The organism is Pseudomonas shirazensis, from assembly GCF_050496565.1.
Lineage (GTDB): Bacteria > Pseudomonadota > Gammaproteobacteria > Pseudomonadales > Pseudomonadaceae > Aquipseudomonas > Aquipseudomonas shirazensis_A.
In genome coordinates, this window is sequence record NZ_JBNWAE010000004.1 from 74,513 (window position 1) to 97,785 (window position 23,273).

Genomic DNA, 23,273 nt, shown 5'->3' on the forward strand with positions numbered 1-23,273 from the left:
CACTGTTGCGCCCACGTGTTTGCTTAGTGGCCGCCCTTCATGCGGCGCGCCAGCAGATACAGGCCCAGGCCGAACAACGCGGTCGCCGCGCCGATGTAGCCCGTGCTGGTCCAGCCCAGCCCTGCAGTAATCGCCATGCCGCCCAGCCACGGCCCCAGTGCATTAGCCAGGTTGAACGCTGCGTGGTTGGATGCCGCCGCCAGGCTCGGCGCCTCGTGGGCGATGTCCATCAAGCGAATCTGCAGCGGCGCTGCCAGGGCGATCATGCTGCCGACCAGGGCGATGCCGAGCATGACTGACCACAGTGCATGAGCGGCGTAGGTGAAGAACAGGAGCACGGCAATCGACCAGAGCAAAACCAGGCCCACTGCACGAAATTGCAGCCGATCAAACAGCTTGCCGCCGGCAATGTTGCCGATGATGCCGCCTGCGCCAAACGCCGCCAGGGCAAAGGGGATCATCTGGGCTGAGGTGCCGGTCACCTCGAGCATGGTGGGCGCCAGATAGCTGAACACGCAGAACATCCCGGCAAAGCCAACGGCGGCAATGCCCAGCGCCATCCACACCTGCGGCAAGCGGAACGCCTGCAACTCCTTGCGCGGATCGCTGCGTGCTTCATCGTCACGCTGCGGCACGTAGCGCCAGACCAAGGCAATGGTGCACAGCGCGATCACGCCCACCAGCAAGAACGCCGACCGCCAGCCAAAGTACTGCCCCAGCAGGGTTGCCACGGGGTTGCCCAGCAACATGGCCAGGGTCAGCCCGAGCATCACGCGCGCCACCGCCCCGGCGCGCTGGTTACTCGCGACCATGCTCGAGGCCACCACCGCGGCGATACCAAAATAAGCGCCATGGGGCAGGCCGCTGATAAAGCGGAACGCAACCAGGCCACCGAATGATGGGGCAAAAGCTGTCGCCAGGTTACCCGCGGCATACAGCGCCATCAGCAACAGCAGCATGTGCTTGCGCAGTAGCTTGGCGCCGAGAATCGCCAGCGCCGGTGCACCAACCACCACGCCCAGGGCGTAGGCACTGATCGCGTGGCCAACTTGGGGTTCGCTCAGGTGCAGTTTGCTGGCAATGTCGGGCATCAGGCCCATGATCGCGAACTCGCCAGTACCGATGGCAAAGCTGCCCAGGGCCATGGCGGCTTCCATTTTCGCCACGGTGGCTTTGGCGGCGGTTGGGGGAGGGGCTTGGTGTACTGACATCGGGATCCTTGTTGAAATACGCTGAAACGTTTAACTGACCAGTTTATGGATGTGAACACGCTCCGTCGAGGCGGTTCATCGATTGTCCGTCTGATGCTGAAATGCATGCGGAGTACAGATGTACTCCGCAATGAAAAAGCTCATCTCAGCCAGCTTTGCGCCTCTTCCAGAAAATGCATGACTGCCCGTGAGCGCTCGTCCACGCGGGTGATCAACGACAGCTCGCTGTGCATGTCGGCCTGCTCGAGTTCGAGTGTACGAATGCCCGGCATGCTCAGCTGGGTGAGGGTTTGCGGGAGAATGCTGATGCCGATCCCGGCAGCGATCAGGCCGGGGATGCTCATCAACGAAGGTACTTGCATGACGTTGGCAGGGTGCAACTGATACTGCCGACAAAGCTGCAGTATGTGTGAGGTCAGGCCGATGCCGAGCGGGTCCTCGAGGAAGATGAACTTCTCCTGGCGCAGGCTCGCCAGATCGCAGTTGAAGGTATCTGCCAGAGGATGGTTGTCAGGCATCAGCAGGACCAGCCTGGAGGTACTGAAGCAGTGGGTGCGCAGGCGGGCGGGCAAATGGTCCTTGAAGATGCGGGCAAAGCCGATGTCGAGGGTGCCTTCCAGCAGCTTGTCGAACTGGGCCTGAATGCGTGCATCGAGCAGGGTCACCTTAACTTCCGGATAGCTGCTGAAATAGTGCCGAATCAACTGTGGCAGGTTGGCCTCGAGCAGTGCCGAGTGGTAGCCGATGGTGATTTCGCCGATCTCTCCGCGCCGAGCGCGCTTGGCGGCGGCCACGGCCAGCTCACTGGAATGCAGCGCATCCCGCGCATGCGGTAGAAACGCCGCGCCCGCTGCGGTCAGTTCGACGCCGCGGTTGGCCCGGCGAAATAGCGTGACGGCCAGCTCGCTCTCCAGAGTCTTGATCAGTTGACTCAAGGCTGGTTGGGCAATCTGTAAATGTTCAGCAGCCTTGCTGAAGTGCTGAAACTCGGCGGCGCAGACGAATGCGCGCAGATGACGTAGCTCCATGATTCGACCTGTATAAGGCTAGCTTATGAATTTATCCGGTTTTCGATAATTATCTTGCAGGTAAAAGCGCCTAGAGTCGACTCAGAAGCACAACCGTCCGCTACGGGCGCTCGATAACAATAATGATTGAGACACTCATGAAAACGACAGATGCCTCTGCTGCAGATAGTCAGATGTCCAGGAAGGCGGTCACCGCCGCCACCATCGGCACCGCGCTGGAGTGGTTCGACTTCACCCTTTACGGCGCGGTGGCTGCGACGGTTCTGCCCAAGTTGTTCTTCCCGGCCATGGAGCCCACCTCCGGCTTGCTCGCCTCGCTCGCGACCTTTGGCGTAGGGCTGGCCGCGCGGCCACTGGGCGCGATCACCTGCGGCTATCTGGGTGACAAACTCGGCCGGCGCAACTTGATGCTGGCGACCGTCAGCTTGATGGGCCTGGCCTCGGTGCTGATGGGGCTGCTGCCGACTTACGCGCAGGTGGGGATCTGGGCGCCGATCATGTTGGTGATCCTGCGGATCATCCAGGGCTTCGCGCTGGGCGGCGAGTCTACCGGCGCGCAGCTGATGGCTCTGGAACATTCACGTTCGGACCGACGCGGGTTCTATTCAGGGCTTCTCGGCCTGTGCTCGCCGCTCAGTCAGATCCTTGCCAACGGCGCATTGCTTGGCCTGGCCGGGTTGCTCAGTGCCGAGCAGTTCGAGTCGTTTGGCTGGCGCATACCCTTCCTGATGAGTTTCGTGCTGGTGGTGGTGGCAATCTTTATTCGGCTCAAGGTCAGTGAAACGCCTGCCTTCGTTGCCTTGCAGAAGACCCAGACGCCCCATGCAGGCAGCCCGTTGAAAGATGTGCTGAAGACGCACTCGCGGACCATCCTGCGCTTGATGCTGTTCTTCTGCTCGCCGGCGGCGCTGTTCTACCTGATCGTCATCTTCAGCCTGAGCTACCTGGTCAAAAACCTCGGCATGAGCCAGTCCATGGGCTTCATGTCACTGATGGTGGCCAACGTCTGCGCAATATTCGGTGCGCTGGCCGGCGGCTACCTGAGCGACCGTTGGGGGCGCAAGAAGGCCCTGGCTTTCGGCTCCTGCATGACCCTGGCGATCCTGATGGTCTACTTCCCGATGCTCAATACCCAGCAACCGGCAATGATCATGGCGGCGATGGGGTTGTTCCTCGGTTTCACCCAGTTCCAGAGCGGCATCCAGCCCGTCGCCTTTGCCGAAGCGTTCCCGACCAACGTGCGTTATAGCGGCTCGGCCCTGGCCTACACCGGCGCCAACCTGCTGATCGGCGGGCCGATGCCTATCCTGGCGGTGTGGCTGATGAGCCAGACCGGCAATTCACCCTGGTTGCTGGTGGCTATTTGCGCCGCGATCAATCTGGTGTCGCTGGCGATGATTCTGATCGGCCCGGAAACCCGCGGCATCGATCTCGACCAAGCCGACGGCGACGCCACAGTGCAGGCCAACGCCTCGCCCCAGTATCTTAAGTAAATGCAGAGTCCGACCATGAATCGTTCAGTCTTTATTCTCAACGGCCCCAACTTGAACATGCTGGGCCGTCGCGAACCCGAAATCTACGGCACGACGACACTGGCCGAGGTGCAGCACGATTGTGCGCAGCTGGCCAACGAACTGGACCTGTGCTGTGAGTTTCGCCAGACCAACCATGAGGGAGTCATGGTTGACTGGTTGCAGGAAGCCTTCGAGCGCGAGGCGGCGGTGATCATCAATCCCGCAGGCTTTTCGTTCCATTCCATCCCGGTGCTGGATGCGATGAAGCTGATCAAGGCACCGTTGCTGGAGGTGCACATTTCCAACATCCATGCGCGCGATGAGCTGCATCGCCATTCGATTACCTCGACGGTGGCCAATGGCGTGATTGCAGGGCTTGGGGTTGACGGGTATCTGCTGGCGTTGCGGGCGATGGCCAGTCGGCTTGGCTGAGGTCAAAGTCGGTACTTGGCTCTTTAGGGGCTGCTTCGCAGCCCTTTCGCGACACAAGGCCGCTCCTACGCCGACCGCGTTGCACTTGCCTGACGCGGTCGACGTAGGAGCGGCCTTGTGTCGCGAAAGGGGCGCGCAGCGCCCCCAGTTTTGCCAGCCGACATCAATTCAGAAGAATTAACAATGACCATGAGGCACTAGCTCAAGGCCAAAGCACTTCCCACCCGCACTCACCAAGCAGAGTAGAATGCGGCTCGATATGAGCGCATTGAAGGTAGTGATCTTGCTTAGCGCAGGCCCCGTAAGTCGTCCGTTGCTGATTGCCTTCGACGGCCCCAAAGGCACCGGTAAAACCACGCTTCTGGAAACCGTGACCCAAGCGCTGCGGGCACAGGGCAACAAAGTCATCCGCCTGTGCGAGAAGAAAAGTGACCCGTTTCGCGGCGAGACCATGGCGCTGGTCAACCAGGTGGCGCGAACGCCGTGTGCGGACCTTGAGTTGCAAATCTGCCAACGCCTGGCCGACAGCCGCGCCTGGATCTCACAGCACGTCCTGCCCAAACAGCCCGCCGACAGCATTGTTCTGATCGACCGCTGGTATCCCTCCGATGCTGCCTTTCGCCGGCTGGTGCCGTTTGCGCAGATCCTTCAGCTGAACCTTGAGCGTGAGGTGCAGGTACCCGACCTGCACGTTGGCGTCGTCACCGCCCCGCACATTTCATGGGCCAGGGCAGCGGCACGTTCCCGTGGCTTGAACAGTACCGTGATGCACACCCTGCAAGAGCACGTCGCCTCCAGCGAAGCGTTTGAGCAAGCGGTTGCCGAGCACGGATGGGTGTTGTGCCGTAACGAGGCAACCGTCGAGGAGGCGACGATGCAGGTGGTTGCCGAGATTCAGAGTGTGCTGGCCGGCGCCTCAGGCAGGAAGTGACTCATTAACGTCAGGCTCTCGATTGCATTCATGTACCCCGCGAATCGCGGATCGCCAGCGCTGAAGGCTTTGGCTACTGTTTGAGCGTTCTCCAGGCTGTCCCAGGTCGCCAGGTCTGCGAACACGCGATCAGTGCCGAGGGGGCTGTAGGCACGGTATTCAATCAAGCCCGGAAAACCTTTCAACGTTTCACGAAGCCCTTCACGCAATGCCGGAATGTGCTCTACGCATTCTTCCTTGACCAGAAAAACCGCCAACTCGAGTACAGAGGATGTGTGCTGCATGATAGTGACCTTCAGTGTGAGAAGGCGCTATTGTCACCAGCTCATACTGACAGCGTGGTGTCAGTAGCGCGGGCAGCTTGCCACTGGCTGGCCTGGTATTTCATGTAGGTCTGCAGGTCAAGTGCTGGCCGCTCCGGTAATGGCGGTTCGACCAGGTTGATCGAGGTAATGCGATCAACCCTGAAATCACGATAGGCCGCCCGCGTGTTGCACCAACTGCCGGCTGTCCACTTGCCTCCCCAATAAAACAGCCCGATCGGGAAGATCTGCCGCTGCGAGCAGATGCCATCTAGGCGGGTGTAGGTGATTTCCACAGGACTAGCATGCTCGATCGCCCATCGCAGCACCGCCAGATGATCTCGGGTCGCAGTGGGCGTTGATCCCAATGCCCTGATCGGGGCCATGCCAGGATCAACTGCATGGTGGGTAATAGCGGCGGATATCTTGCTCAACAGCGTGCGAGCCGCGCCGCTCAGATCGTTGTCTGCACTGGCGCAAAGCATGTCCACACCGAGCATAAGCGCGTCCAGCTCGAGTCTGCTCAAGGTCAGCGGCGGCAGCTCGAAATCGCTGTCCAGCGCGTATCCCACCCCAGCGGTGCCATAAACAGGGATGCCGCTGAGAGACAGGTCGTCGATATAGCGATAGATCGAGCGAACCGAAACGCCAATCCTCTCAGCCAGACGCTCTGCGCTGATTGGCTGGTGAACGCGGATGAGATTGACCAGCTGAAACAAACGGTCTGCTTTACGCATGCGCGCGGCTCGACGAATAGGTCAAACTGCAGAGCGTTCTCAACCCAGGCAGGCAACAGGTGCCGAGCCAACCACGTCGGGTGTGCATTGATGCAAGTGGCAACTGAAAACTCCTGTAAGCGCCTAGATGCCGTGCGAATTCTGCCTGAGCGAAGAGGCCATCTCAATGCGCTATAACAACGGTTGGCCTCAGGCGCGGTCGATGATCGCTGTACTCGCAGCAGCCCTGATCACGGCAGGGCTCGCCAGTATCATCCAGACCCAGCTGGTACTCAGCGAGCTGATCGACCTGGGTGCGCCAATCACGATACTGGTAAGGCTGCGCACGACCCTGGCGGACTTGATGACTTTTGCGCCGGTCATGATGGCTATTGCAGTCGCAACGCTCACCCCGGCGTTGTTACTGGGGCATTGGCTGTTGCGCAAGATGCCAGCCGTGCCACGTGCGGTGGTGTTCGCTGCTGCTTGCGTGTGTGGGCTGTGGACGGTGTTCTGGCTGATGCGCTCGGTCATTCCGATGCCGGCTATACCCGGCACCAGAACGCTGCTTGGCCAGATGTTGATGGCTTCGACGGGGATTATCGCGGGCTTGCTGTATGCCCATCTGACCTCGCCGAGGCGTATTGACGGAGGCGGCCGGCCACTGACCGTAGTCGCACTGATAGGCATCCCGACCCTCCTGTTTTTTGTCACCGCACCTGCCAGCGTCGAGCCACCTGCTGACGTTGATGCGGATAGCTACAAGGTGCAGACAGTCGCCAGTGGATTGAAGCAGCCGTGGTCGGTTGCATTACTGCCGGATGGCCGCGCATTGGTGACGGAGATGGCAGGGCGGCTGCTGGCCGTGAGCAGCGACGGTCCAATTGCACAGATAAGCCTTGACGGGCTGCCGGCGTTGTTCCAGCAAGGTTCGGTTATCGGCTTGATGGATGTCGTGCTGGACCCGCAGTTTGAGCACAACGGCTTGCTGTACCTGACCATGGGCTACGGCGAGGCGGGCGCCAATGGCACGCAACTGGTGCGGGCAAGACTGGTCGGCAATTCGCTGAACGACGTCCGTGTGCTTTTCAAATCCACGCTCAAGCCCAGCGCCGGCAATAACGGCGGGCGCCTGGCATTTCTCGCCGATGAGACCCTGGTGCTGACTGTGGGCGACGGCAGCACGCGCCGCGAAGAGGCGCAAAACCGGGCCAATTCGCTGGGCAGCGTGGTCAGACTCGACCGCGATGGCCTGCCACCGGCGGACAATCCCTTCATCGATCAGGCAGACACCGCTGCCGAGCTCTACAGCCTGGGCCATCGCAACCCGCAGGGCATCGCGGTCGATCCTGCAACCGGCGAGTTGCTGCTCAGCGAACACGGACCCCGCGGTGGTGACGAAATCAATCGGATAGTGCCGGGCGGCAACTATGGCTGGCCCATCGTTACCGGCGGCATTGACTATCCGTTTGCGCAGGTGACGCCACTGCGTCAGCTGGCCGGCTATGAAGATCCAGTCGTGCAGTGGACACCATCGATAGCACCGGCCGGCCTGGCCGTGTATCGCGGCACGATGTTCCCAGACTGGCGCGGCGATCTGCTGGTGCCTGCGCTTAAAGAGCGGGCGGTGCGTCGAGTAGTGCGGGACGGTCGCAAGGTAGTCGGGCAGCAATTGCTGTTGGCCAACCTCAATCAACGCATGCGCGATGTGAAGGTTGCGCCTGATGGCTCCGTCTATGTACTGACTGACGGAGCGGATGCCACGTTGTTGCGTATTTCCGCCCGCTGACTGCCTGGCAGACGGTGGTCAGGCTTCAATTGACGAATGATGGCCGGTAATCAGCCACTGCCCGTCGATCTGTTCAAAGGTGAACAGAAACCGCGCAGGGACTACACGCTGCCCGCCGTTTTCGCGGAAGACGAACGTATACAGCCCGCCGACCACCACCGTCCCCAGCTTGCGGCTGACGCGCTTTTTGAACACCTGGATGTCACAGACCAGGCCCTCATTGGCCAGGAAATTCTCGAAGTAGCTTCGCCGACTGTCGTCACAGTCACGCACCTGGTTGGACAGGGTAGGGACCAGAATCGCGTCAGCCGCGTACAGCTGTAGCACCTGATCGACATCGCGCCTGGCGACGGTCACTGCCCATTGGTACAGCGCTGCCTTGGCTCCAGCCAGGCAGGCCAGTTCACTGTCGGCATACGGATCTGAGCCTGCATGCAGGGTATCGAGTTGGCGCATGTCATCACCTGTAGTTTCTGAAAATCACCTGATAATGTTATGTTATAACACTTAACTGTGATCAGGGCCTCTCACATGCTCGGCTTCATCCCCAGATTCGATATGTTCGATTCTTTTCCTCCAGGACTGTGCAGTGGCATCAGCTCATGAGCAGTATCGTCATCAGAAATGCCCGGCTGGTGAATGAAGGCGCCGTTTTCGACGCTGACATGCTTGTTACCCACGGTCGCATAAGCAAAATCGCCGGCAGTATCGACGGCATCAGCGCAGCGGCTGAGATCGACGCCAACGGGCAGTGGCTTGTCCCCGGCATGATCGATGACCAGGTGCATTTTCGAGAGCCCGGCGCTATGCACAAAGGCTCGATTGCCAGCGAGTCCCGCGCAGCGGTCGCAGGCGGCATCACCAGCTTCATGGACATGCCCAACACCAGCCCTGCGACGCTCGATCTTGCAGCGCTAAGCAACAAGAAGGCCCGAGCAGCGGCGTCGTCTGTGGCCAACTACGGCTTTCATTTTGGCGTCAGCAAAGACAACCTCGATGTTGTCGCCGCGCTTGATCCACGGCAAGTTGCGGGGGTGAAGGTATTCATGGGCGCGTCTACCGGTGACATGCTGGTAGACGATCCGAAGATTCTGGAGCAACTGTTTGCCACAGTGCCGACAATCCTGTTGGCCCACTGCGAGCATACTCCAACCATTCTCGCCAATGAGGCACGCTATCGACAGTTGTTCGGTGACTGCATTCCGGCAGCGATGCACCCGTTGATACGCGATGCGCGAGCGTGTCTGCGCTCATCCAGCCTGGCAGTGGAACTCGCGAAAAAGTGGGGCACCAGGCTGCATGTGCTGCACCTGACCACTGCGGACGAACTCAGCCTGTTTACCGAAGGCCCGGTGGCCGGCAAGCTGATTACCGCCGAGGTCTGCGTGCATCATTTGCTGTTCGACGACCGCGATTACGCAGGACTGGGTCATCTGATCAAATGTAACCCGGCGATCAAATCCACAGCGGACCGTGATGCCCTGCGCAAGGCATTGCTGTGCGACCGTATCGATGTGATCGGCACCGACCATGCGCCGCACACGCTGGCCGAAAAACAGCGGGACTATGCTTTGGCCCCGGCTGGATTGCCGCTGGTACAACACGCCATGCCTGCGCTGTTCGAACTGGTCGAGGAGGGCATCCTGCCCATCACTCAACTGGTGCGCAAAACCAGCCACGCCGTTGCCGATCTGTTCGCCATCTCGGAACGCGGCTACCTGCGCGAGGGTTACTGGGCGGATCTGGCGCTTGTCGAGCGCCTCGACCAACCACGCCCAGTCGAAAGCGAACCAATTCTGGCGCACTGCCAATGGACGCCGTTTCAAAACAGGTCTATGCGCCATCGGGTTGTCACCACCGTCGTTTCCGGCCAGCTTGCCTGGCACGACGGCCAACTGAACAACCAGTGTCAGGGGCTTCCCCTGGCGTTCGGCAACGCCCGCCAATGACGCTTGAGGAGAACAGCAAATGACCGAAGAGCAACTGCTCGACATGCCCGACGCATGCTACATGGACGCGGCCCAACTCGAGTTTTTCCGCTGCTTGCTGCTGGCACAACGTGGCCAGTTGCAGCAACGGATCGATGCTGAGATGCAATTGATGCGCGAGTTCGAACCCAGCAGCGACCCCTCTGACTTGGGCACGCTTGAAGAGCAGCGGCATTGGCAACTGCGCTTGTTGGAGCGCGAGAAGAAGCTGCTGGACAAGATCGATGAGGCTCTGGAAAGGGTGGCCAGAGGGGAGTACGGCTGGTGCCGGGAAACTGGCGAGCCGATAGGCTTGAGACGCTTGCTGCTGCGCAGTACCGCAACACTGTGCATTGAAGCCAAAGAGCGACAGGAGAGACTGGAGCAGCATATGCGTGAAAGTTGAACCGAGCTAAGTGGGCTGCGCACGCCGGGAGCGCGCTCAGCATCATTTGTCCATCAGCTCACGCGGCGGCGGCTGCAGGTCGGCCAGCAGATTCTTCAGACCATCGCTCCATTGCCGGCGAATATGGCTGTAGTACGGATCATCCTGGTGAATACGCACCGGTGCCTTGGCGGTAAAGCTGTCCTTGGCATACACCAGCAGATCCAACGGCATGCCTACGGACAGATTGCTACGGATGGTCGAGTCGAACGAAATCAAACCACAGCGCAGCGCCTCATCCAAAGGCGTGTCGTAGGTCAGGTTACGGTCCAGGATCGGCCGGCCGTACTTGCTCTCGCCAAGCTGCAGAAACGGCGTGTCCTGGGTGGCCTGGAAGAAGTTGCCCTGGGCGTAGACGTTGTAGATGCCCATTTCGGCGCCGGCGATCTGGCCGCCGACCATGATCGTGCAGCTCAGGTCGATCTGCGCCGTCAGCTTGCTGCGGTCGCGGCTCATGACTTCGCGCAGCGTATCGGCGACCAGCACCGTGGCGTCGTACAGCGAAGTGACATTCAGCAGGTGGGTGCCGCTGCCGCGGCTGCGCTGTTCGAGCAGGCTGACCACCGACTGTGAGGTGGCCAGGTTGCCTGCAGTCTGCAACACGATCAGGCGTTCACCTGGCGAGCTGAAGACGAACAATTTGCGAAAGGTGGAGATCTGGTCGATGCCTGCGTTGGTGCGTGAGTCGCAGATGAACACCAGTCCGTCTGCCACGTGCATGGCGACGCAATAGGTCATGCTGGTTACCTTGTGCTGTGAGTAATGAAGGCCCCGTCGTAGCGAACATGACGGGGCTTGACCGCTATTGGCGATGGACGTGAACGCTGGCCTGCATCGATTCGGTGCCGCCACCGCGACGTACACCGCGGACCGGGCACGCATCCAGGTAGTCGAGGCCGATTGCCAGCTTCAAGTGACGCTCTGGCCGGGTGATGCGGTTGGTCACATCGAAGCTGTACCAGGCGTCATCGATCCAGGCTTCGGCCCAGGCGTGGCTGGCCAGGTGGGTTTCGTCCTCGGTGCACAGATAGCCGGACACATAGCGCGCCGGTATGCCCAAACTGCGGGCGCAGGCGAGAAAAGCGTGGGTGTGGTCCTGACACACCCCGGCACCGCCGTTGAAGGCTTCGATGGCGGTGGTGACTACCGAGGTTGTTCCCGGGCTGTACGGCATCTGGTCGGCCAGACCCTGCATCAGTGCGGTCAGGGCGGCGCGGTCACGGTGTTCGCCGCAGTGCTGGCGGGCAAAGGCCTTGAGCGTGTCATCGGCCTGGGTCAGGTGGCTGGTGCGCAGAAATGGCAGGGGCGACTGCTCGCCGGCCTCGTGCTCGCATTCGGAGTCGATTTCGACCTGGCCGCTGGCGGTCAAGGCCAGATGGCCGTGGGGTTTGTCCAAGGTCAGCACATGCAGGATGTTGCCGTAAGGGTCGATTTGGCTGTTGACCTTGCGCGGCAGCTCCAGCTGCCAGTCGAGGATACGCTGGCGCTCGCTGCTGCGCGGGGTCAGGCGCAGCAGCTGGATGCTGTTGCTGACATCGCTGGCGTAGCTGTAGGTGGTGTCGTGACGGATAGACAGTTTCATACGACCTCCAGGTAGGAATTGTGCACGCTTTGGCCCAGCTGGTGGATGCGGCCGATGAAGTCGGTCAGCCACAGGTGCAGGCCAGCGTCGAGGATTTCGTCGATGCCGGTGTAGCGCAGGCGCGCATTGAGCTCGGCGGCCATGCGCTGGGCGGCGCGACCGGTGTTGCCGGGCAGGCCGGCGAGGATCTGGTCCAGCTCGTCAATACAGGAATGCAGCGAGCGCGGTACATCGACCCGTAGCAACAAGAGCTCCGACACCGGCCGCGCGCTGGGGGCGTTGCGGTAGATCTCGTTGAACGCCTCATAAGAGGTCAGGGCGCGCAGCAGGGCGCTCCACTGGTAATAGCCGCGGGCCGAGTCGTCGCTGACTTCTTCGGAGGTTTCGCCGAACATTTCATAGCGCGCATCGAGCAGGCGCAGGGTGTTGTCGGCACGCTCGAGAAAGGTCCCCAGGCGGATGAAGCTGTAAGCATCGTTGCGCATGATGGTGCCGGAGGTGGCACCACGGAACAGGTGCGAGCGCTCCTTGACCCAGTCACAGAACTGGCTGATGCCATAGCGGCCAAGGCCGTTGCTGGCGATGTTGCGCATTTCGATCCAGGTCGCGTTGATGTTTTCCCACATGTCAGCGGTGATGCGTCCGCGCACGGCGTGGGCATTGGTCCGCGCTGCCTGCAGGCAGCAATAGATGCTGCTGGGGTTTTCCGCATCGAGGGCGAAGAAGTGCAGCATGCGCTCGGAGTCGAGCTCGTTGTGCTTGCGCAGATAGTCGTCCAGGGTGCCCGAGGCCAGCAGCGACATGGCCAGTTCAGCATGCCCATCGGAGCGGCCAGCCTGCGGCATCAACGACAGCGAATAGCTGACTTCGAGCATGCGCGCGAGGTTTTCGGCGCGCTCCAGGTAGCGCGACATCCAGTACAGATCGGAAGCGGTTCTTGAGAGCATCGGTCAGTCCTCCACCACCCAGGTGTCCTTGGTCCCGCCGCCCTGCGACGAGTTCACCACCAGCGAGCCTTCCTGCAATGCCACGCGGGTCAGGCCGCCAGGCACCAGGCGGGTCTCGCTGCCAGACAACACGAACGGGCGCAGGTCGATATGGCGCGGGGCAATGCCTTGTTCGATGAAGGTCGGGCAGGTCGACAGGCACAGGGTCGGCTGGGCGATGTACGCGTGCGGGCGGGCTTTGATGCGCGCGCGGAAGTCTTCGATCTGCGCTGCCGTTGCCGCCGGCCCGACCAACATGCCGTAACCGCCGGAGCCTTGGGTCTCCTTGACCACCAGCTCGGGCAGGTTGGCCAGCACGTGGGACAGGTCGGCAGGCTTGCGGCATTGCCAGGTGGGGACGTTCTTGAGGATGGGCTCTTCGCTGAGGTAGAAGCGGATCATGTCGCCCACATAGGGGTAGATCGACTTGTCGTCGGCCACGCCGGTACCCACGGCGTTGGCCAGTACCACATTGCCGGCGCGGTACACCGAGATCAGGCCGGGCACGCCGAGGGTCGAGTCCGGGTTGAAAGAGAGCGGGTCGAGGTAAGCGTCATCCAGGCGTCGGTAAATTACGTCGACCCGCTGCGGCCCGGCGGTGGTGCGCATGTACAGATGCTCGTCCCGCACGAACAGGTCGGCGCCTTCGACCAGCTCGATGCCCATCTCGCGGGCGAGAAACGCATGCTCGAAATAGGCGCTGTTGAATCGCCCGGGGGTGAGCACCACGGCGGTCGGGTTGTCCAGCGGGCTGGCGCTCTTGAGCGTATCGAGCAGCATGTTCGGGTAGTGATCGATCGGCGCGATGCGCTGCGCGGCGAACAGCTCGGGGAACAAGCGCATCATCATCTTGCGGTCTTCGAGCATGTAGCTGACGCCGCTCGGGGTGCGCAAGTTGTCTTCCAGCACGTAATAACTGCCATCACTGTCGCGCACCAGGTCGACGCCGGCGATATGCGCGTATAGCCCGCGGTGCAGGTTCAGGCCCTGCATCGCGACTTGATAGCCTTCGTTGGCCAGTACCTGTTCGGGCGGGATGATGCCGGCCTTGAGGATGCGCTGGTCGTGGTAGATGTCGTGCAGAAACAGATTCAGCGCCTGCACCCGCTGAATACAGCCGCGCTCGACAATCCGCCATTCGCTAGCACGGATGCTGCGCGGAATGATGTCGAAGGGGATCAGGCGCTCGGTGTCCTGCGCGTCACCGTAAAGGGTGAAGGTGATGCCAGCGCGATGGAACAGCAGGTCGGCCTCACGTCGACGTTGCTCCAGCAATTCCAGCGGTGTATTGGCCAACCAGCGCGAAAAAGCCTGGTAGTGGGAGCGGCAACTTCCGTTTGCCTCATACATTTCATCGAAAAAAGCCCGGGACATACCCACTCCTTGCTACACATCAGCAGCGTTGTCGCATACCGGATCAGCGTTGCAATGAAGGTGCCGAAACGGGCAGGGCGGTGTGGGGAAGTCTCGAATTGATGCAAAAATTGCGATTCAGCGCTATTTAGCATCAGAAAGACGACGCAGTGCAGGCTTTTACGCTCAATCCACGTCAACGGCGGGAGGGCTTGGCGCATCAAACAGGTGCACATTGGCAGGCCTTGCCAAAGTTGCCCCAAACGGGGGCGCTCAGGCGGTGGTGTGGGCGTGCTGGACCAGTTCAATCCGGTTGCGGCCTGAGGCTTTGGCGCGGTACATGGCCTTGTCAGCGCAAACCAGTAACGCATCAAGATCACTGTCGGCAGTTGTGGCATAGACCAGACCGATGCTTGCCGTCACACCGTGCTCGCTGCTCATCTTGAGTTGGGCGATCAATTCCCGTAGGTGCTCGGCAATCTCGACGGCCTCGGCCTGGGGCGTGTTGGGCAGCAACAGGGCGAATTCTTCACCGCCGAGCCTGCCGGCAATATCGCCGTCGCGCAGGCAGGCGCTGATGACCGTGCCGATGCGTTGCAGGACCCGATCACCGGCGGCATGGCCGAAGGTGTCGTTGATCTGCTTGAAGTGGTCGACGTCCAGCATCAACACAGCGACCAGCCCGCTTTGCCGCTCGCACAGGGCATGCTGAGCCGAGGCATGATCGAAGAATGCCCGGCGATTGTTCAAGCCGGTCAGCCCGTCGGTGCAGGAGGCAACGATAGCTAAGCGGTGCGCGTGCTCCATCTCATGCTTCAGGCGCCAGGCGGTCTCCAGCGCCGACGACAGGCTGCGGGTGGCACTGACGACAAAGAACGCGAAGACCATCACCGCCAGGGCAACGCCTTGTTGCAAGGCAGAAGGCTGCAGCAACAACCAGCAGGTGCTGGGCAGCAGCACCAGGGCAATGGACACCAGGGTCATGTTTCTGAACGACGAATAGCACGACACCGCGCTGACCGACATGCCCACCGCGAACAGAATGATCAGCGTCTGCCCGACCAGATCACCGACCGGCATCACGGCAAGTGCGCCCACGCCCCAGGTGCCTGCCGACAGCACCAGGGTGAGCCAGTAGCGTCGTTCCCACTGTTGCAGCGAGCGCTGGCTGGGCACGGCGCGGCGGTAGAGGATGAACATCACGGCACGCAGCAGCGTGGTGAGGGTGAGTACGGTCATCCAGGTGATCACCGCCTGGTGGTCGAAACGCTCCCAGCCCATCCAGCACAGCATTGCTGCCGCCAGGTAGCTGCCCAGCACTGCCGGCGCCGATTGCACGAACAGCTGCTTGAGCCGGTCAGTCCTGACGTGCTCGGTAATCTCGGGGCGAAGGTCGGGGGCGTTCATGGCGTGAGGCCGCAGCTCTGGATACGGGTGCGGCATTGTGTCATTGCGCCAGCGCCGCGCAAAGCGCCCCAGGCGAACGTTCATTGCTGCCATGCGTCATACCCTAAAGCCTGCGTACATTCACTTTTGCCTTGTGGGGAGCTTATGACAGATCAGGACGAGTACATTAAATGGCTCGAAGCGCGTTCCATGCTCAAGATTTCCCAGGACCGAGCCAAGCTCTATGGCGGCCAGTCGCGGCTGTGGATGAACGCCTACGCCGAGTCGCAGCCGCGCCGGGCGATTGAAATATCCTCGGTGTGGTTGACGGTTTACCCCGACGCGATCGTCTCGCCTGAAGGGTCTTCGGTGCTTCAGGCGCTGGGCCATGAAGTGCTCTGGAAGCAATTGTCCGAAATCGGTATTCAGGGCATTCACACCGGCCCGATCAAGCAGGCCGGCGGCATCAGCGGCACTGAGTTCACGCCAAGCGTGGACGGCAACTTCGACCGCATCAGTTTTGACGTCGACCCGCTGTTCGGTACCGAAGAAGAATTGGTGCGCATGAGCAGGATCGCCGCTGCGCACAACGCAGTGACCATCGATGACCTGATCCCTGCGCACACCGGCAAGGGTGCGGACTTCCGGCTGGCCGAGCGGGCCTATGGCTTGTACCCAGGTCTGTATCACATGGTCGAGATTCGCCAGGAAGACTGGCACCTGCTGCCTGACGTGCCTGCGGGCCGTGACGCGGTCAACCTGGCGCCGGCGGTCTGCGACGAGTTGAAGGCGCGGCATTACATTGTCGGCCAGTTGCAACGGGTGATCTTCTTCGAGCCGGGGGTCAAGGACACTGATTGGAGCGCAACACCACCGATAACCGGCGTCGACGGCATCGAACGGCGCTGGGTATATCTGCATTATTTCAAGGAAGGGCAGCCGTCGCTGAACTGGCTCGATCCTTCGTTCACGGCCCAGCAGATGATCCTCGGTGACGCGTTGTATGCCCTCGACTGCCATGGCGCGCGCGGTATCCGCCTGGACGCCAACGGCTTCCTCGGCGTTGAAGCCCGCGCCGAAGGCCCGGCCTGGTCCGAGAGCCATCCGCTGTCGATCACCGGTAACCAGATCCTCGGCGGGATGATCCGCAAGGCCGGCGGCTTCAGCTTCCAGGAACTGAACCTGACCCTGGATGACATCGCCCAGATGTCCAAGGGCGGTGCCGACCTGTCTTATGACTTCGTCACTCGGCCGGCCTACCAGCACGCGTTGCTGACCGGCGATACCGAGTTCCTGCGCCTGATGCTACAGCAGATGCATGCGTTCAAGATCGACCCTGCCTCGCTGATCCATGCCCTGCAGAACCATGACGAGTTGACCACCGAACTGGTGCATTTCTGGACCCTGCATGCCCATGATATGTTCATGTACAAGGGCCAGACCATCCCCGGCAGCATCCTGCGCGAGCATATCCGTGAAGAGATGCATGAGCGCCTGTCTGGCGAGCATGCGCCGTACAACCTGCGTTTCGTCACCAACGGCATCTCCTGCACCACCGCGAGTCTGATCACTGCCACGCTGGGGATTCGTGATCTGGAACTGATCACCGAGGACGATATCGCCCAGATCCAGAAGATCCACCTGTTGCTGGTGATGTACAACGCCATGCAACCTGGGGTGTTTGCGCTGTCTGGCTGGGACATGGTCGGCGCACTGCCGCTGCCGGCCGAAGCGGTCGCCGAGCGCATGCTCGATGGCGATACGCGCTGGATCCACCGCGGTGGCTATGACTTGGCGGGTCTGGCGCCTGAAGAGCAAGCATCCGTACGTGGCATCCCCAAGGCCCGCGACCTGTATGGCAGCCTCGACAGCCAGCTGCAACGCAGCGATTCGTTTGCCAGCATGGTGAAAAAGATCCTCGCTGTGCGTCAGGCCTATGGCATCGCCAGCAGCAAGCAGATTCTGGTGCCGGAAGTCAGCAGCTCTGGCTTGCTGGTCATGGTGCATGAACTGCCTGCCGGCAAGGGTATCCAGATCAGCGCGCTCAATTTCAGTGCTGAAGTTATCAGCGAGGAACTGACACTGGCTGGCTTCACTCCGGGGACCGTGGTCGACATGATCAATGAAACGGTCGAGGGCGACCTCAGCGAGGACGGGCGTTTGATGATCAATCTGGAACCTTACGAAGCGCTGTCGCTGCGGATCGTCAACAGCAGCGGGCATTTCTGAGGACCGGTCTCGTTCTGTGATACCAGCCCAGCGACCGCGCTGGTCTGGTTTCCCTGAGCGTGGCTAAAAGGCAATCGAACCAAAAAGCTGTCTTCTAGGTCAGGATAAAGGTCTAGTCCACCACATGAGAACCTGACCATGCATAACTTTACCGTGGAATACCTCTTCAACGGCGAGCGCCGCACTCACCAGCTCGAGCTCAAGCAAGACAACCTCGCCACCCACGACGCCGCGTTGCACCTGATCATGTTGCACCATGGCGATGGCGAGAACAGTCTGGTCATGCCTGACTCCGATGCGACTCCTGCAGAAGTTCTGGAACAGGCGGTTTTGCTCGGCATATCTGAAGTCAACGTAGTGATCTAATGCGCGGCAGCTGGTAAAAGGACCTTCCGCTGGCGCTATGAGGTCCCAGCGCTTGAAAGTAGCTGAAGGGACTCGTCATGCAGATAACAATCAGGCTGGCCAAAACAGCTGATATCGATGCAATTTTTCACATCCGCACAAGCGTCCGGGAAAATCATCTGTCGCGTGAGCAACTGACGCAGATGGGCATTACGCCCGAAGCCATTGAGCAAGCACTTGTCGAGGCGCCGTGTATCTGGATCGCTGAGGTCGACGGTGCCCCGGCTGGCTTTTCAATGGCTGATAGCGAGGATGCTTGTGTGTTCGCGGCATTTGTACTGCCCCAGTTCGAAGGGCAGGGCCTGGGTCGATGCCTTATGGAACGCGTAGAAAGCTTCCTGTTCCAGCAGCATGAGACGATATGGCTGGAAACGGCGGAGGCCAGTCGCGCCAGCGGTTTCTATCGCAAGCTCGGATGGCGCTGCGTGGAGCAGTTACCTGAGGGCGACATTCGCATGGAGAAGTGCCGGCAGCAGGCTGATACACAGTTGCCGGCGCCCCTGAATTGATTCCTACGGCTCGACGCCGCTGTCCAGCAGTGTCGTGCCATAGGAGTTGTCGACGGCGCATAGCCATTGGTCCGCGATGAATCTAAATACGTAGGTTGCTCTGCGCGAAATCTCGGTTTTGTCACCTGCCTTGTCAGTGGCCTGCAATAACGTTTCCATGACGACGAGGGCAACATCAGCGCCTTGAATGACCTGCATCTCGCCCTGCGTGACAACAATGCTGTGATTGAAGTGCTCCGCAATAGCGACAAATGCGCGGCGGATGCTGTCTTTGCCGGTGACCGTCAAACCCGGTTTGACCACCAGCGCTGCGTCATCGGCATAAAACTCCATCAATGCGTCGAAGTCTTCGGCGGTGATCGCGCGATCAGCAGCCTCGATTGTCGCTTTCAGCGTTCGGGTAAGTGCATCCATTGCAGCGCTCCTGTAGTGACTTGGCAGCTATTTTCGAACCCTCCCATGCGCCTGTCCAATCATCCAGCATGGATGCAAAGCCAGTACCCGTTCTGGCAGGTACATAGTAGCGTTGCGCATTCGACGAACTGCCACGGTCCGTTGTCTGCCTGCCCACGGATCGGGCCAATCAAGAACTAGGATGTCAGCATGCAACGTGTTCAAGCAGTAAACCAAGCGGCGATTGATGACGCGCTGATCGCCTTTGCCCGTTATAAAATTGGGGCGATCAGGATTTTCGACCTGGAGCGCGCCATGAGTTATGAAGTTGGCGAAGCGTTGGCCAACAGTGATCTGGTGAGGTTCTCGATCGCCAAAATGGCTTCTGGTCGTTATCGCATCAGTGATGAAGGAGAGAACGCCATTACCGAAGCCGGTCGCGCTCGCCTCGAACAGCTGCGCGGCTAGCGCCGGCGGTTAAACGCCAACAACCCGCTGCACCTGAAGGGCAGTACAGGTGCAGAGGGTGCCTTGGGCTAGTGCTTAGTCAAAGGTGTTTTTTAACTTCCTTGTCGATATGTTTGCCTTCCTTGTGGCGCTCTTTGTTGGCGTGATCCAGCCCTTTATCGATTTCCTTGCCATCATGCTTGGCACCTCTATCGAGTTCTTTGGCGTCGTGATCTGCGCCTTTGTCGACCTCGCGCACATCATGCCGAATGCCTTTGCCAAGCTCTCCTTCTGCTTGAGCGACGGACACGGTAGTGGACAAGGCGAACGCAATGATGGCTGCGGCAACGGTTCTTTTAAACATGTCTGCACATCCTCGACTGCCTGGAAAAAGAGTTACCAGTCGACTGTAGATCAGCCTCGCTTGAGCCTCCATGAAGTGAAAATTCTTTAACGCGTGTGCCTTACCATCCGAAACCGTAGTAGCGTGGCAACACGAAGTAGCTTGGGAGCAGACGATGAGTGTTCGCAGCTTGATAAAGAACTTGCCGGCAGACCCTGCAAGGCCAGGCTGGGTGTTGGGTTGGGGCGTGCTGCGTGACCGTCATCCGTGGCATCTGGTCGACGTCTATGCCGACCAGAATGCCGCCAGGATAGAGGCCGAACGCCGGGGCGACAGCTACGTCGTGGAGTTTGGCTCACACCGCATCGGTTCCACCGATTTCATCTGCGGCGTCAGCTTGCCCGAGGGTTGACGCCAGGTGGTGCATTTTCAAGCCTGCGCCGAAAGTGTTGTCCAGTTTCGAGGGTTTTTCTCATCTGTCAGGGTCGCGAAGATGGTCGTCACGGTCGAGGTTGGTCCTCGTCCGGACCCAGCTTGTGGAGAGTCAATGATGGATGCGTCAACTAAAACATTAGTATCGATTGCCGTACTCAAGGCCAAGCCTGGTAAACAGCAAGCACTGAAGGATGCGCTGCTGGCGTTGGTCGAGCCGACCCGTGCCGAGCCCGGCAACCTGGACTACGTATTGTTCGAGCTGCGTGATGAGCGTGGCACGTTCTACATGCGCGAAGCCTTCGCAGATCAAGCCGCGCTCAATGCGCACTTCGCCATGCCGTATTTCCAGCACTTTGCTGGCATCGCGGATGATCTGCTGGCTGAGCCATTGCAACTGATCTTCCTTGAGCAAGTGTCGGCGTAGCCAGTCGTTTCGCGATATGACCGACGCGCATCAATGTTGAACTATTCATCACGCCTGTCACCCTAACCTTGTGCAGCTATCTACCGGCTCAGGCAGACCCTGAGCCTCCCCACTGACACACGAAGGTTTGACGAACATGAAGAGTGAACAGGTTGAAGGCGTAGTAGAACAAGTTGCCGGTAAAGCCCAGAGCGCTGTCGGGAAACTGTTTGGTGATTCCAGCCTCGAGGCAGAAGGTGCGGGCCGCCAGGCATGCGGTCAAGTGACCCAGGCCTACGGCGATGCAATGAACAGCGTGTCTTCCTTCGTCAAAGAGAAGCCAGTGACTGCGATGGCTATTGGCGCGATCGCGCTGCTGGTCCTGGATCGGGTGCTGCGCCGCTGAATCCAGGCAGGAACCTCTGGTAATTCTCCCGGTTAGCCGTTGAATGCGAGAGGCACTGCTTGAGCTTCCGCGAGCTCCAGCATCAAACACAATCTGTACTACTTTTGGGCCTCCGTCTGATTAGCTGGAGGCTCAATTGTTTTCGCACCTCCCTGCTGTTCCACTGCAAAGCAGGCCACGGGGAAAAGGGATATGATCCGGTGAGTTTCAAGGCCGCTCGCGCTAACAGTGTTGAAGACTGTGGAGCAGGGCAGCAACACCCACATCGGATAACCTGCCGGAGCGGAAGGTGCAGTAATGTTTCTAAGCCTTGAAGTGCGCAGCTATGAGCGGGAAACCCCTCACCATCACCACGACCACGCGCAATTGGTCCTGCCGATTCGCGGCCAAATGGACATAGACGTAAACGGCCGCGGCGGCTGCATCGATCAGTCACTGGCGGCACTTGTGGAACCTGGCTCAGAGCACTCGCAGCACTGCGATATGGATAGCCGCTTTTTGGTCCTGGATTGCGCGCCGTCCACGCTGGAAACGCTCCACATCGAGCGCCTGGCTCGAAACATCTATGTGCCGATTCCTCCCGCAACGCGTCGGCTCATCGAGTTCGCCGAGTTGATAGGTAATGCCCAACTGTCCATCGCCACCTGCCAGCTGGGGCCTTTGCTGTTGTCCTCGTTGAGCCCGGACACTGCCTGTTCTAACGACCCTATGGAGCGGTTGATTGGTCATCTTCGGAGCAATCCTGGAGCCCATTGGAACAATGAAACCATGGCTCGGTTTGCCAATATGAGCGTGAGCCAACTGCATCAGCGATTCCGGCAAGTGTTCAACATGAGCCCGCAAGCCTGGTTGACCGAGTTGCGTCTGCAGGAAGCACAGCGATGGTTACGTGGAACTGCCTTGCCCATTGCTGAAATAGCCTTGCGTGCGGGCTTCAGCGACCAGGCATCGCTGACACGCACCATGCAACGCCTGAAAGCCACGACCCCGGCGGCCTACCGTCGTGCGCAGCAACAGCCTGGGTAAAAAATCCCGCAGTTAACGACAATACGCACCGCATCAGCTGCTCCAGACTTCACCCATCAGGTTTTGGAGCGCGGGTGAAATGGGTGCGGATCGATTGTTGCTGAAGGGTCTCTTCTACGGAGTGTGTGCGGGCCTGTGCTGGGGGGTGATCTTCCTCGGCCCACAGTTGACCCCCGAACTGAGCGGCCTGCAATTCGCCGTGCTGAGGTTTCTTTGCTACGGCGTGATTTCGGCGGTGCTGCTCGCACCCCGCTGGAAGCGCGTGTGCGCCAAGCTCAGCAAGGCAGACTGGAAGTCACTGTTCTGGCTCAGCCTGATCGGCAACCTCATCTACTACACGCTGGTCGGCACCGGTGTGCAGTTGGTTGGCATCGCTACAACATCTTTGATTGTCGGGCTGATTCCCGTGCTCATCACGCTGGCAGGTCGGCATGACGAAAATGCCGTTGCGCTGCGCAAGCTCGTTCCTTCGCTGTGCTGCGCCGTAGGCGGAGTTACGCTGATCAGTTGGCATGCAATTACCAACGGCGACCGAACCGATATCCTCACCAACATCGCAGGGATCTTGTGCGCGGCGGGCGCGTTAGTGACCTGGAGCTGGTTCGCGGTGAGTAACGCTCGCCGTCTGGTTGAGGTGGCCAGCGTTTCCTCCAATGACTGGGCTCTGCTGACTGGGGTCATGACGGGTGCCCAGTCACTGTTCCTGGCGCTTCCTGTGCTGGGGTGGCAGGCCGGCTCGCACGACAGCGCTGAATGGGTGGATTTTCTGCTGGTAGCTGGCGGAGTGGCTTTTCTGTCTTCCGTGGTGGGCGGCGCGTGCTGGAACCAGGCGAGCCGGCTTCTACCCTTGGCACTGAGCGGGCAAGTGCTCGTGATAGAGACATTGGCGGCGCTGCTTATTGGCTTTGTTTGGGAGCATCGGCTCCCTGACTCATACGAAATGGCAGCGATCGCACTGCTGGTGACAGGTGTCGTCTGGTGTCTGAATTGTCACCGTACTCAGCATCAACCGGGATAGCCGTGTCATGCCGATTT

General features: G+C 60.0%; 27 protein-coding genes. 15 read left to right on the forward strand and 12 right to left on the reverse strand.

Annotated elements, in window-relative coordinates; all coding sequences use genetic code 11:
* Nucleotides 1–23: 23 nt before the first annotated feature.
* Both ACQZ2L_RS07835 and ACQZ2L_RS07840 read right to left on the reverse strand, forming a co-directional pair.
* Complete coding sequence (locus ACQZ2L_RS07835; protein ID WP_430325526.1) at nucleotides 24–1,211, reverse strand: MFS transporter; 1,188 nt, start codon at nucleotides 1,209–1,211, stop codon at nucleotides 24–26.
* Nucleotides 1,212–1,351: 140 nt separating this feature from the next.
* Complete coding sequence (locus tag ACQZ2L_RS07840; RefSeq protein ID WP_430325527.1) at nucleotides 1,352–2,239, reverse strand: LysR family transcriptional regulator; 888 nt, start codon at nucleotides 2,237–2,239, stop codon at nucleotides 1,352–1,354.
* Nucleotides 2,240–2,376: 137 nt separating this feature from the next.
* On the opposite strand from ACQZ2L_RS07840, the gene ACQZ2L_RS07845 reads away from it, so the two are divergent.
* The 3 genes from ACQZ2L_RS07845 to ACQZ2L_RS07855 all read left to right on the forward strand — a co-directional run bounded on the left by ACQZ2L_RS07845 (nucleotide 2,377) and on the right by ACQZ2L_RS07855 (nucleotide 5,116).
* Nucleotides 2,377–3,732 (forward strand): MFS transporter, encoded by a 1,356-nt coding sequence (locus tag ACQZ2L_RS07845; protein ID WP_430325528.1) that lies wholly within the window; start codon nucleotides 2,377–2,379, stop codon nucleotides 3,730–3,732.
* A 15-nt stretch (nucleotides 3,733–3,747) separates the two neighbouring features.
* On the forward strand, nucleotides 3,748–4,185 hold the full coding sequence (locus tag ACQZ2L_RS07850) for a type II 3-dehydroquinate dehydratase (protein WP_430325529.1): 438 nt from the start codon (nucleotides 3,748–3,750) through the stop codon (nucleotides 4,183–4,185).
* A 259-nt stretch (nucleotides 4,186–4,444) separates the two neighbouring features.
* On the forward strand, nucleotides 4,445–5,116 hold the full coding sequence (locus tag ACQZ2L_RS07855) for a dTMP kinase (RefSeq protein WP_430325530.1): 672 nt from the start codon (nucleotides 4,445–4,447) through the stop codon (nucleotides 5,114–5,116).
* Here the strand turns inward: ACQZ2L_RS07855 and ACQZ2L_RS07860 are convergent.
* Nucleotides 5,080–5,400: a hypothetical protein gene (locus tag ACQZ2L_RS07860; RefSeq protein ID WP_430325531.1), complete on the reverse strand. Its 321-nt coding sequence runs from the start codon at nucleotides 5,398–5,400 to the stop codon at nucleotides 5,080–5,082. The genes ACQZ2L_RS07855 and ACQZ2L_RS07860 overlap by 37 nt on opposite strands.
* Nucleotides 5,401–5,441: 41 nt before the next feature.
* Entirely contained in the window at nucleotides 5,442–6,155 is a 714-nt protein-coding gene (locus ACQZ2L_RS07865; protein WP_430325532.1) for a helix-turn-helix transcriptional regulator, read from the reverse strand.
* 202 nt (nucleotides 6,156–6,357) lie between these two features.
* Between ACQZ2L_RS07865 and ACQZ2L_RS07870 the strand changes: the two genes are divergently transcribed.
* Nucleotides 6,358–7,923, forward strand: coding sequence for a PQQ-dependent sugar dehydrogenase (locus tag ACQZ2L_RS07870; RefSeq protein ID WP_430325533.1), 1,566 nt, complete (start codon nucleotides 6,358–6,360; stop codon nucleotides 7,921–7,923).
* Nucleotides 7,924–7,941: 18 nt separating this feature from the next.
* Here ACQZ2L_RS07870 and ACQZ2L_RS07875 read toward each other — a convergent pair whose 3' ends face one another.
* Nucleotides 7,942–8,379 carry a DUF4440 domain-containing protein gene (locus tag ACQZ2L_RS07875; RefSeq protein ID WP_430325534.1) on the reverse strand — a complete coding sequence of 146 codons (438 nt, stop codon included), beginning with the start codon at nucleotides 8,377–8,379 and terminating at the stop codon, nucleotides 7,942–7,944.
* A gap of 146 nt (nucleotides 8,380–8,525) precedes the next feature.
* Between ACQZ2L_RS07875 and ACQZ2L_RS07880 the strand changes: the two genes are divergently transcribed.
* Nucleotides 8,526–9,872, forward strand: a complete 1,347-nt coding sequence (locus ACQZ2L_RS07880) for a dihydroorotase (protein ID WP_430325535.1) — start codon at nucleotides 8,526–8,528, stop codon at nucleotides 9,870–9,872.
* 19 nt (nucleotides 9,873–9,891) lie between these two features.
* Nucleotides 9,892–10,296 (forward strand): RNA polymerase-binding protein DksA, encoded by a 405-nt coding sequence (dksA, locus tag ACQZ2L_RS07885; protein WP_430325536.1) that lies wholly within the window; start codon nucleotides 9,892–9,894, stop codon nucleotides 10,294–10,296.
* A gap of 42 nt (nucleotides 10,297–10,338) precedes the next feature.
* On the opposite strand, the gene ACQZ2L_RS07890 is transcribed toward dksA, so the two are convergent.
* The 5 genes from ACQZ2L_RS07890 to ACQZ2L_RS07910 form a co-directional block, all read right to left on the reverse strand.
* Nucleotides 10,339–11,073 (reverse strand): peptidase, encoded by a 735-nt coding sequence (locus ACQZ2L_RS07890; RefSeq protein ID WP_430325537.1) that lies wholly within the window; start codon nucleotides 11,071–11,073, stop codon nucleotides 10,339–10,341.
* A gap of 64 nt (nucleotides 11,074–11,137) precedes the next feature.
* Nucleotides 11,138–11,917, reverse strand: coding sequence for a transglutaminase family protein (locus ACQZ2L_RS07895; protein WP_430325538.1), 780 nt, complete (start codon nucleotides 11,915–11,917; stop codon nucleotides 11,138–11,140).
* Nucleotides 11,914–12,864 (reverse strand): alpha-E domain-containing protein, encoded by a 951-nt coding sequence (locus ACQZ2L_RS07900; RefSeq protein WP_207074068.1) that lies wholly within the window; start codon nucleotides 12,862–12,864, stop codon nucleotides 11,914–11,916. The genes ACQZ2L_RS07895 and ACQZ2L_RS07900 overlap by 4 nt, the downstream gene beginning before the upstream one ends.
* Nucleotides 12,865–12,867: 3 nt before the next feature.
* Nucleotides 12,868–14,277: a circularly permuted type 2 ATP-grasp protein gene (locus ACQZ2L_RS07905; RefSeq protein ID WP_430325539.1), complete on the reverse strand. Its 1,410-nt coding sequence runs from the start codon at nucleotides 14,275–14,277 to the stop codon at nucleotides 12,868–12,870.
* Between the two features lie 252 nt (nucleotides 14,278–14,529).
* Nucleotides 14,530–15,576, reverse strand: coding sequence for a diguanylate cyclase (locus ACQZ2L_RS07910; protein WP_430325719.1), 1,047 nt, complete (start codon nucleotides 15,574–15,576; stop codon nucleotides 14,530–14,532).
* A 231-nt stretch (nucleotides 15,577–15,807) separates the two neighbouring features.
* Here ACQZ2L_RS07910 and treS point away from each other — a divergent pair, with 231 nt between their 5' ends.
* The 3 genes from treS (at nucleotide 15,808) to ACQZ2L_RS07925 (ending at nucleotide 18,785) form a co-directional block, all read left to right on the forward strand.
* Nucleotides 15,808–17,871 carry a maltose alpha-D-glucosyltransferase gene (gene treS / locus ACQZ2L_RS07915; RefSeq protein WP_430325540.1) on the forward strand — a complete coding sequence of 688 codons (2,064 nt, stop codon included), beginning with the start codon at nucleotides 15,808–15,810 and terminating at the stop codon, nucleotides 17,869–17,871.
* Nucleotides 17,872–18,009: 138 nt separating this feature from the next.
* On the forward strand, nucleotides 18,010–18,237 hold the full coding sequence (locus ACQZ2L_RS07920) for a hypothetical protein (protein ID WP_430325541.1): 228 nt from the start codon (nucleotides 18,010–18,012) through the stop codon (nucleotides 18,235–18,237).
* Nucleotides 18,238–18,314: 77 nt separating this feature from the next.
* On the forward strand, nucleotides 18,315–18,785 hold the full coding sequence (locus ACQZ2L_RS07925; protein ID WP_430325542.1) for a GNAT family N-acetyltransferase: 471 nt from the start codon (nucleotides 18,315–18,317) through the stop codon (nucleotides 18,783–18,785).
* Nucleotides 18,786–18,788: 3 nt separating this feature from the next.
* On the opposite strand, the gene ACQZ2L_RS07930 is transcribed toward ACQZ2L_RS07925, so the two are convergent.
* On the reverse strand, nucleotides 18,789–19,199 hold the full coding sequence (locus ACQZ2L_RS07930) for a YybH family protein (RefSeq protein WP_430325543.1): 411 nt from the start codon (nucleotides 19,197–19,199) through the stop codon (nucleotides 18,789–18,791).
* A gap of 189 nt (nucleotides 19,200–19,388) precedes the next feature.
* Here ACQZ2L_RS07930 and ACQZ2L_RS07935 point away from each other — a divergent pair, with 189 nt between their 5' ends.
* Nucleotides 19,389–19,646: a hypothetical protein gene (locus ACQZ2L_RS07935; protein WP_430325544.1), complete on the forward strand. Its 258-nt coding sequence runs from the start codon at nucleotides 19,389–19,391 to the stop codon at nucleotides 19,644–19,646.
* Between the two features lie 79 nt (nucleotides 19,647–19,725).
* On the opposite strand, the gene ACQZ2L_RS07940 is transcribed toward ACQZ2L_RS07935, so the two are convergent.
* Complete coding sequence (locus ACQZ2L_RS07940; RefSeq protein ID WP_430325545.1) at nucleotides 19,726–19,989, reverse strand: hypothetical protein; 264 nt, start codon at nucleotides 19,987–19,989, stop codon at nucleotides 19,726–19,728.
* Between the two features lie 154 nt (nucleotides 19,990–20,143).
* On the opposite strand from ACQZ2L_RS07940, the gene ACQZ2L_RS07945 reads away from it, so the two are divergent.
* The 5 genes from ACQZ2L_RS07945 (at nucleotide 20,144) to ACQZ2L_RS07965 (ending at nucleotide 23,256) form a co-directional block, all read left to right on the forward strand.
* The gene (locus ACQZ2L_RS07945) at nucleotides 20,144–20,380 is read left to right on the forward strand and encodes a hypothetical protein (RefSeq protein ID WP_430325546.1); all 237 of its coding nucleotides are present in this window, start codon (nucleotides 20,144–20,146) and stop codon (nucleotides 20,378–20,380) included.
* 138 nt (nucleotides 20,381–20,518) lie between these two features.
* Nucleotides 20,519–20,827, forward strand: a complete 309-nt coding sequence (locus tag ACQZ2L_RS07950) for a putative quinol monooxygenase (protein WP_430325547.1) — start codon at nucleotides 20,519–20,521, stop codon at nucleotides 20,825–20,827.
* Nucleotides 20,828–20,963: 136 nt separating this feature from the next.
* Complete coding sequence (locus ACQZ2L_RS07955; protein ID WP_430325548.1) at nucleotides 20,964–21,212, forward strand: CsbD family protein; 249 nt, start codon at nucleotides 20,964–20,966, stop codon at nucleotides 21,210–21,212.
* Between the two features lie 297 nt (nucleotides 21,213–21,509).
* On the forward strand, nucleotides 21,510–22,238 hold the full coding sequence (locus ACQZ2L_RS07960; RefSeq protein ID WP_430325549.1) for an AraC family transcriptional regulator: 729 nt from the start codon (nucleotides 21,510–21,512) through the stop codon (nucleotides 22,236–22,238).
* A 79-nt stretch (nucleotides 22,239–22,317) separates the two neighbouring features.
* Complete coding sequence (locus tag ACQZ2L_RS07965) at nucleotides 22,318–23,256, forward strand: DMT family transporter (RefSeq protein ID WP_430325550.1); 939 nt, start codon at nucleotides 22,318–22,320, stop codon at nucleotides 23,254–23,256.
* Nucleotides 23,257–23,273 lie beyond the last annotated feature (17 nt).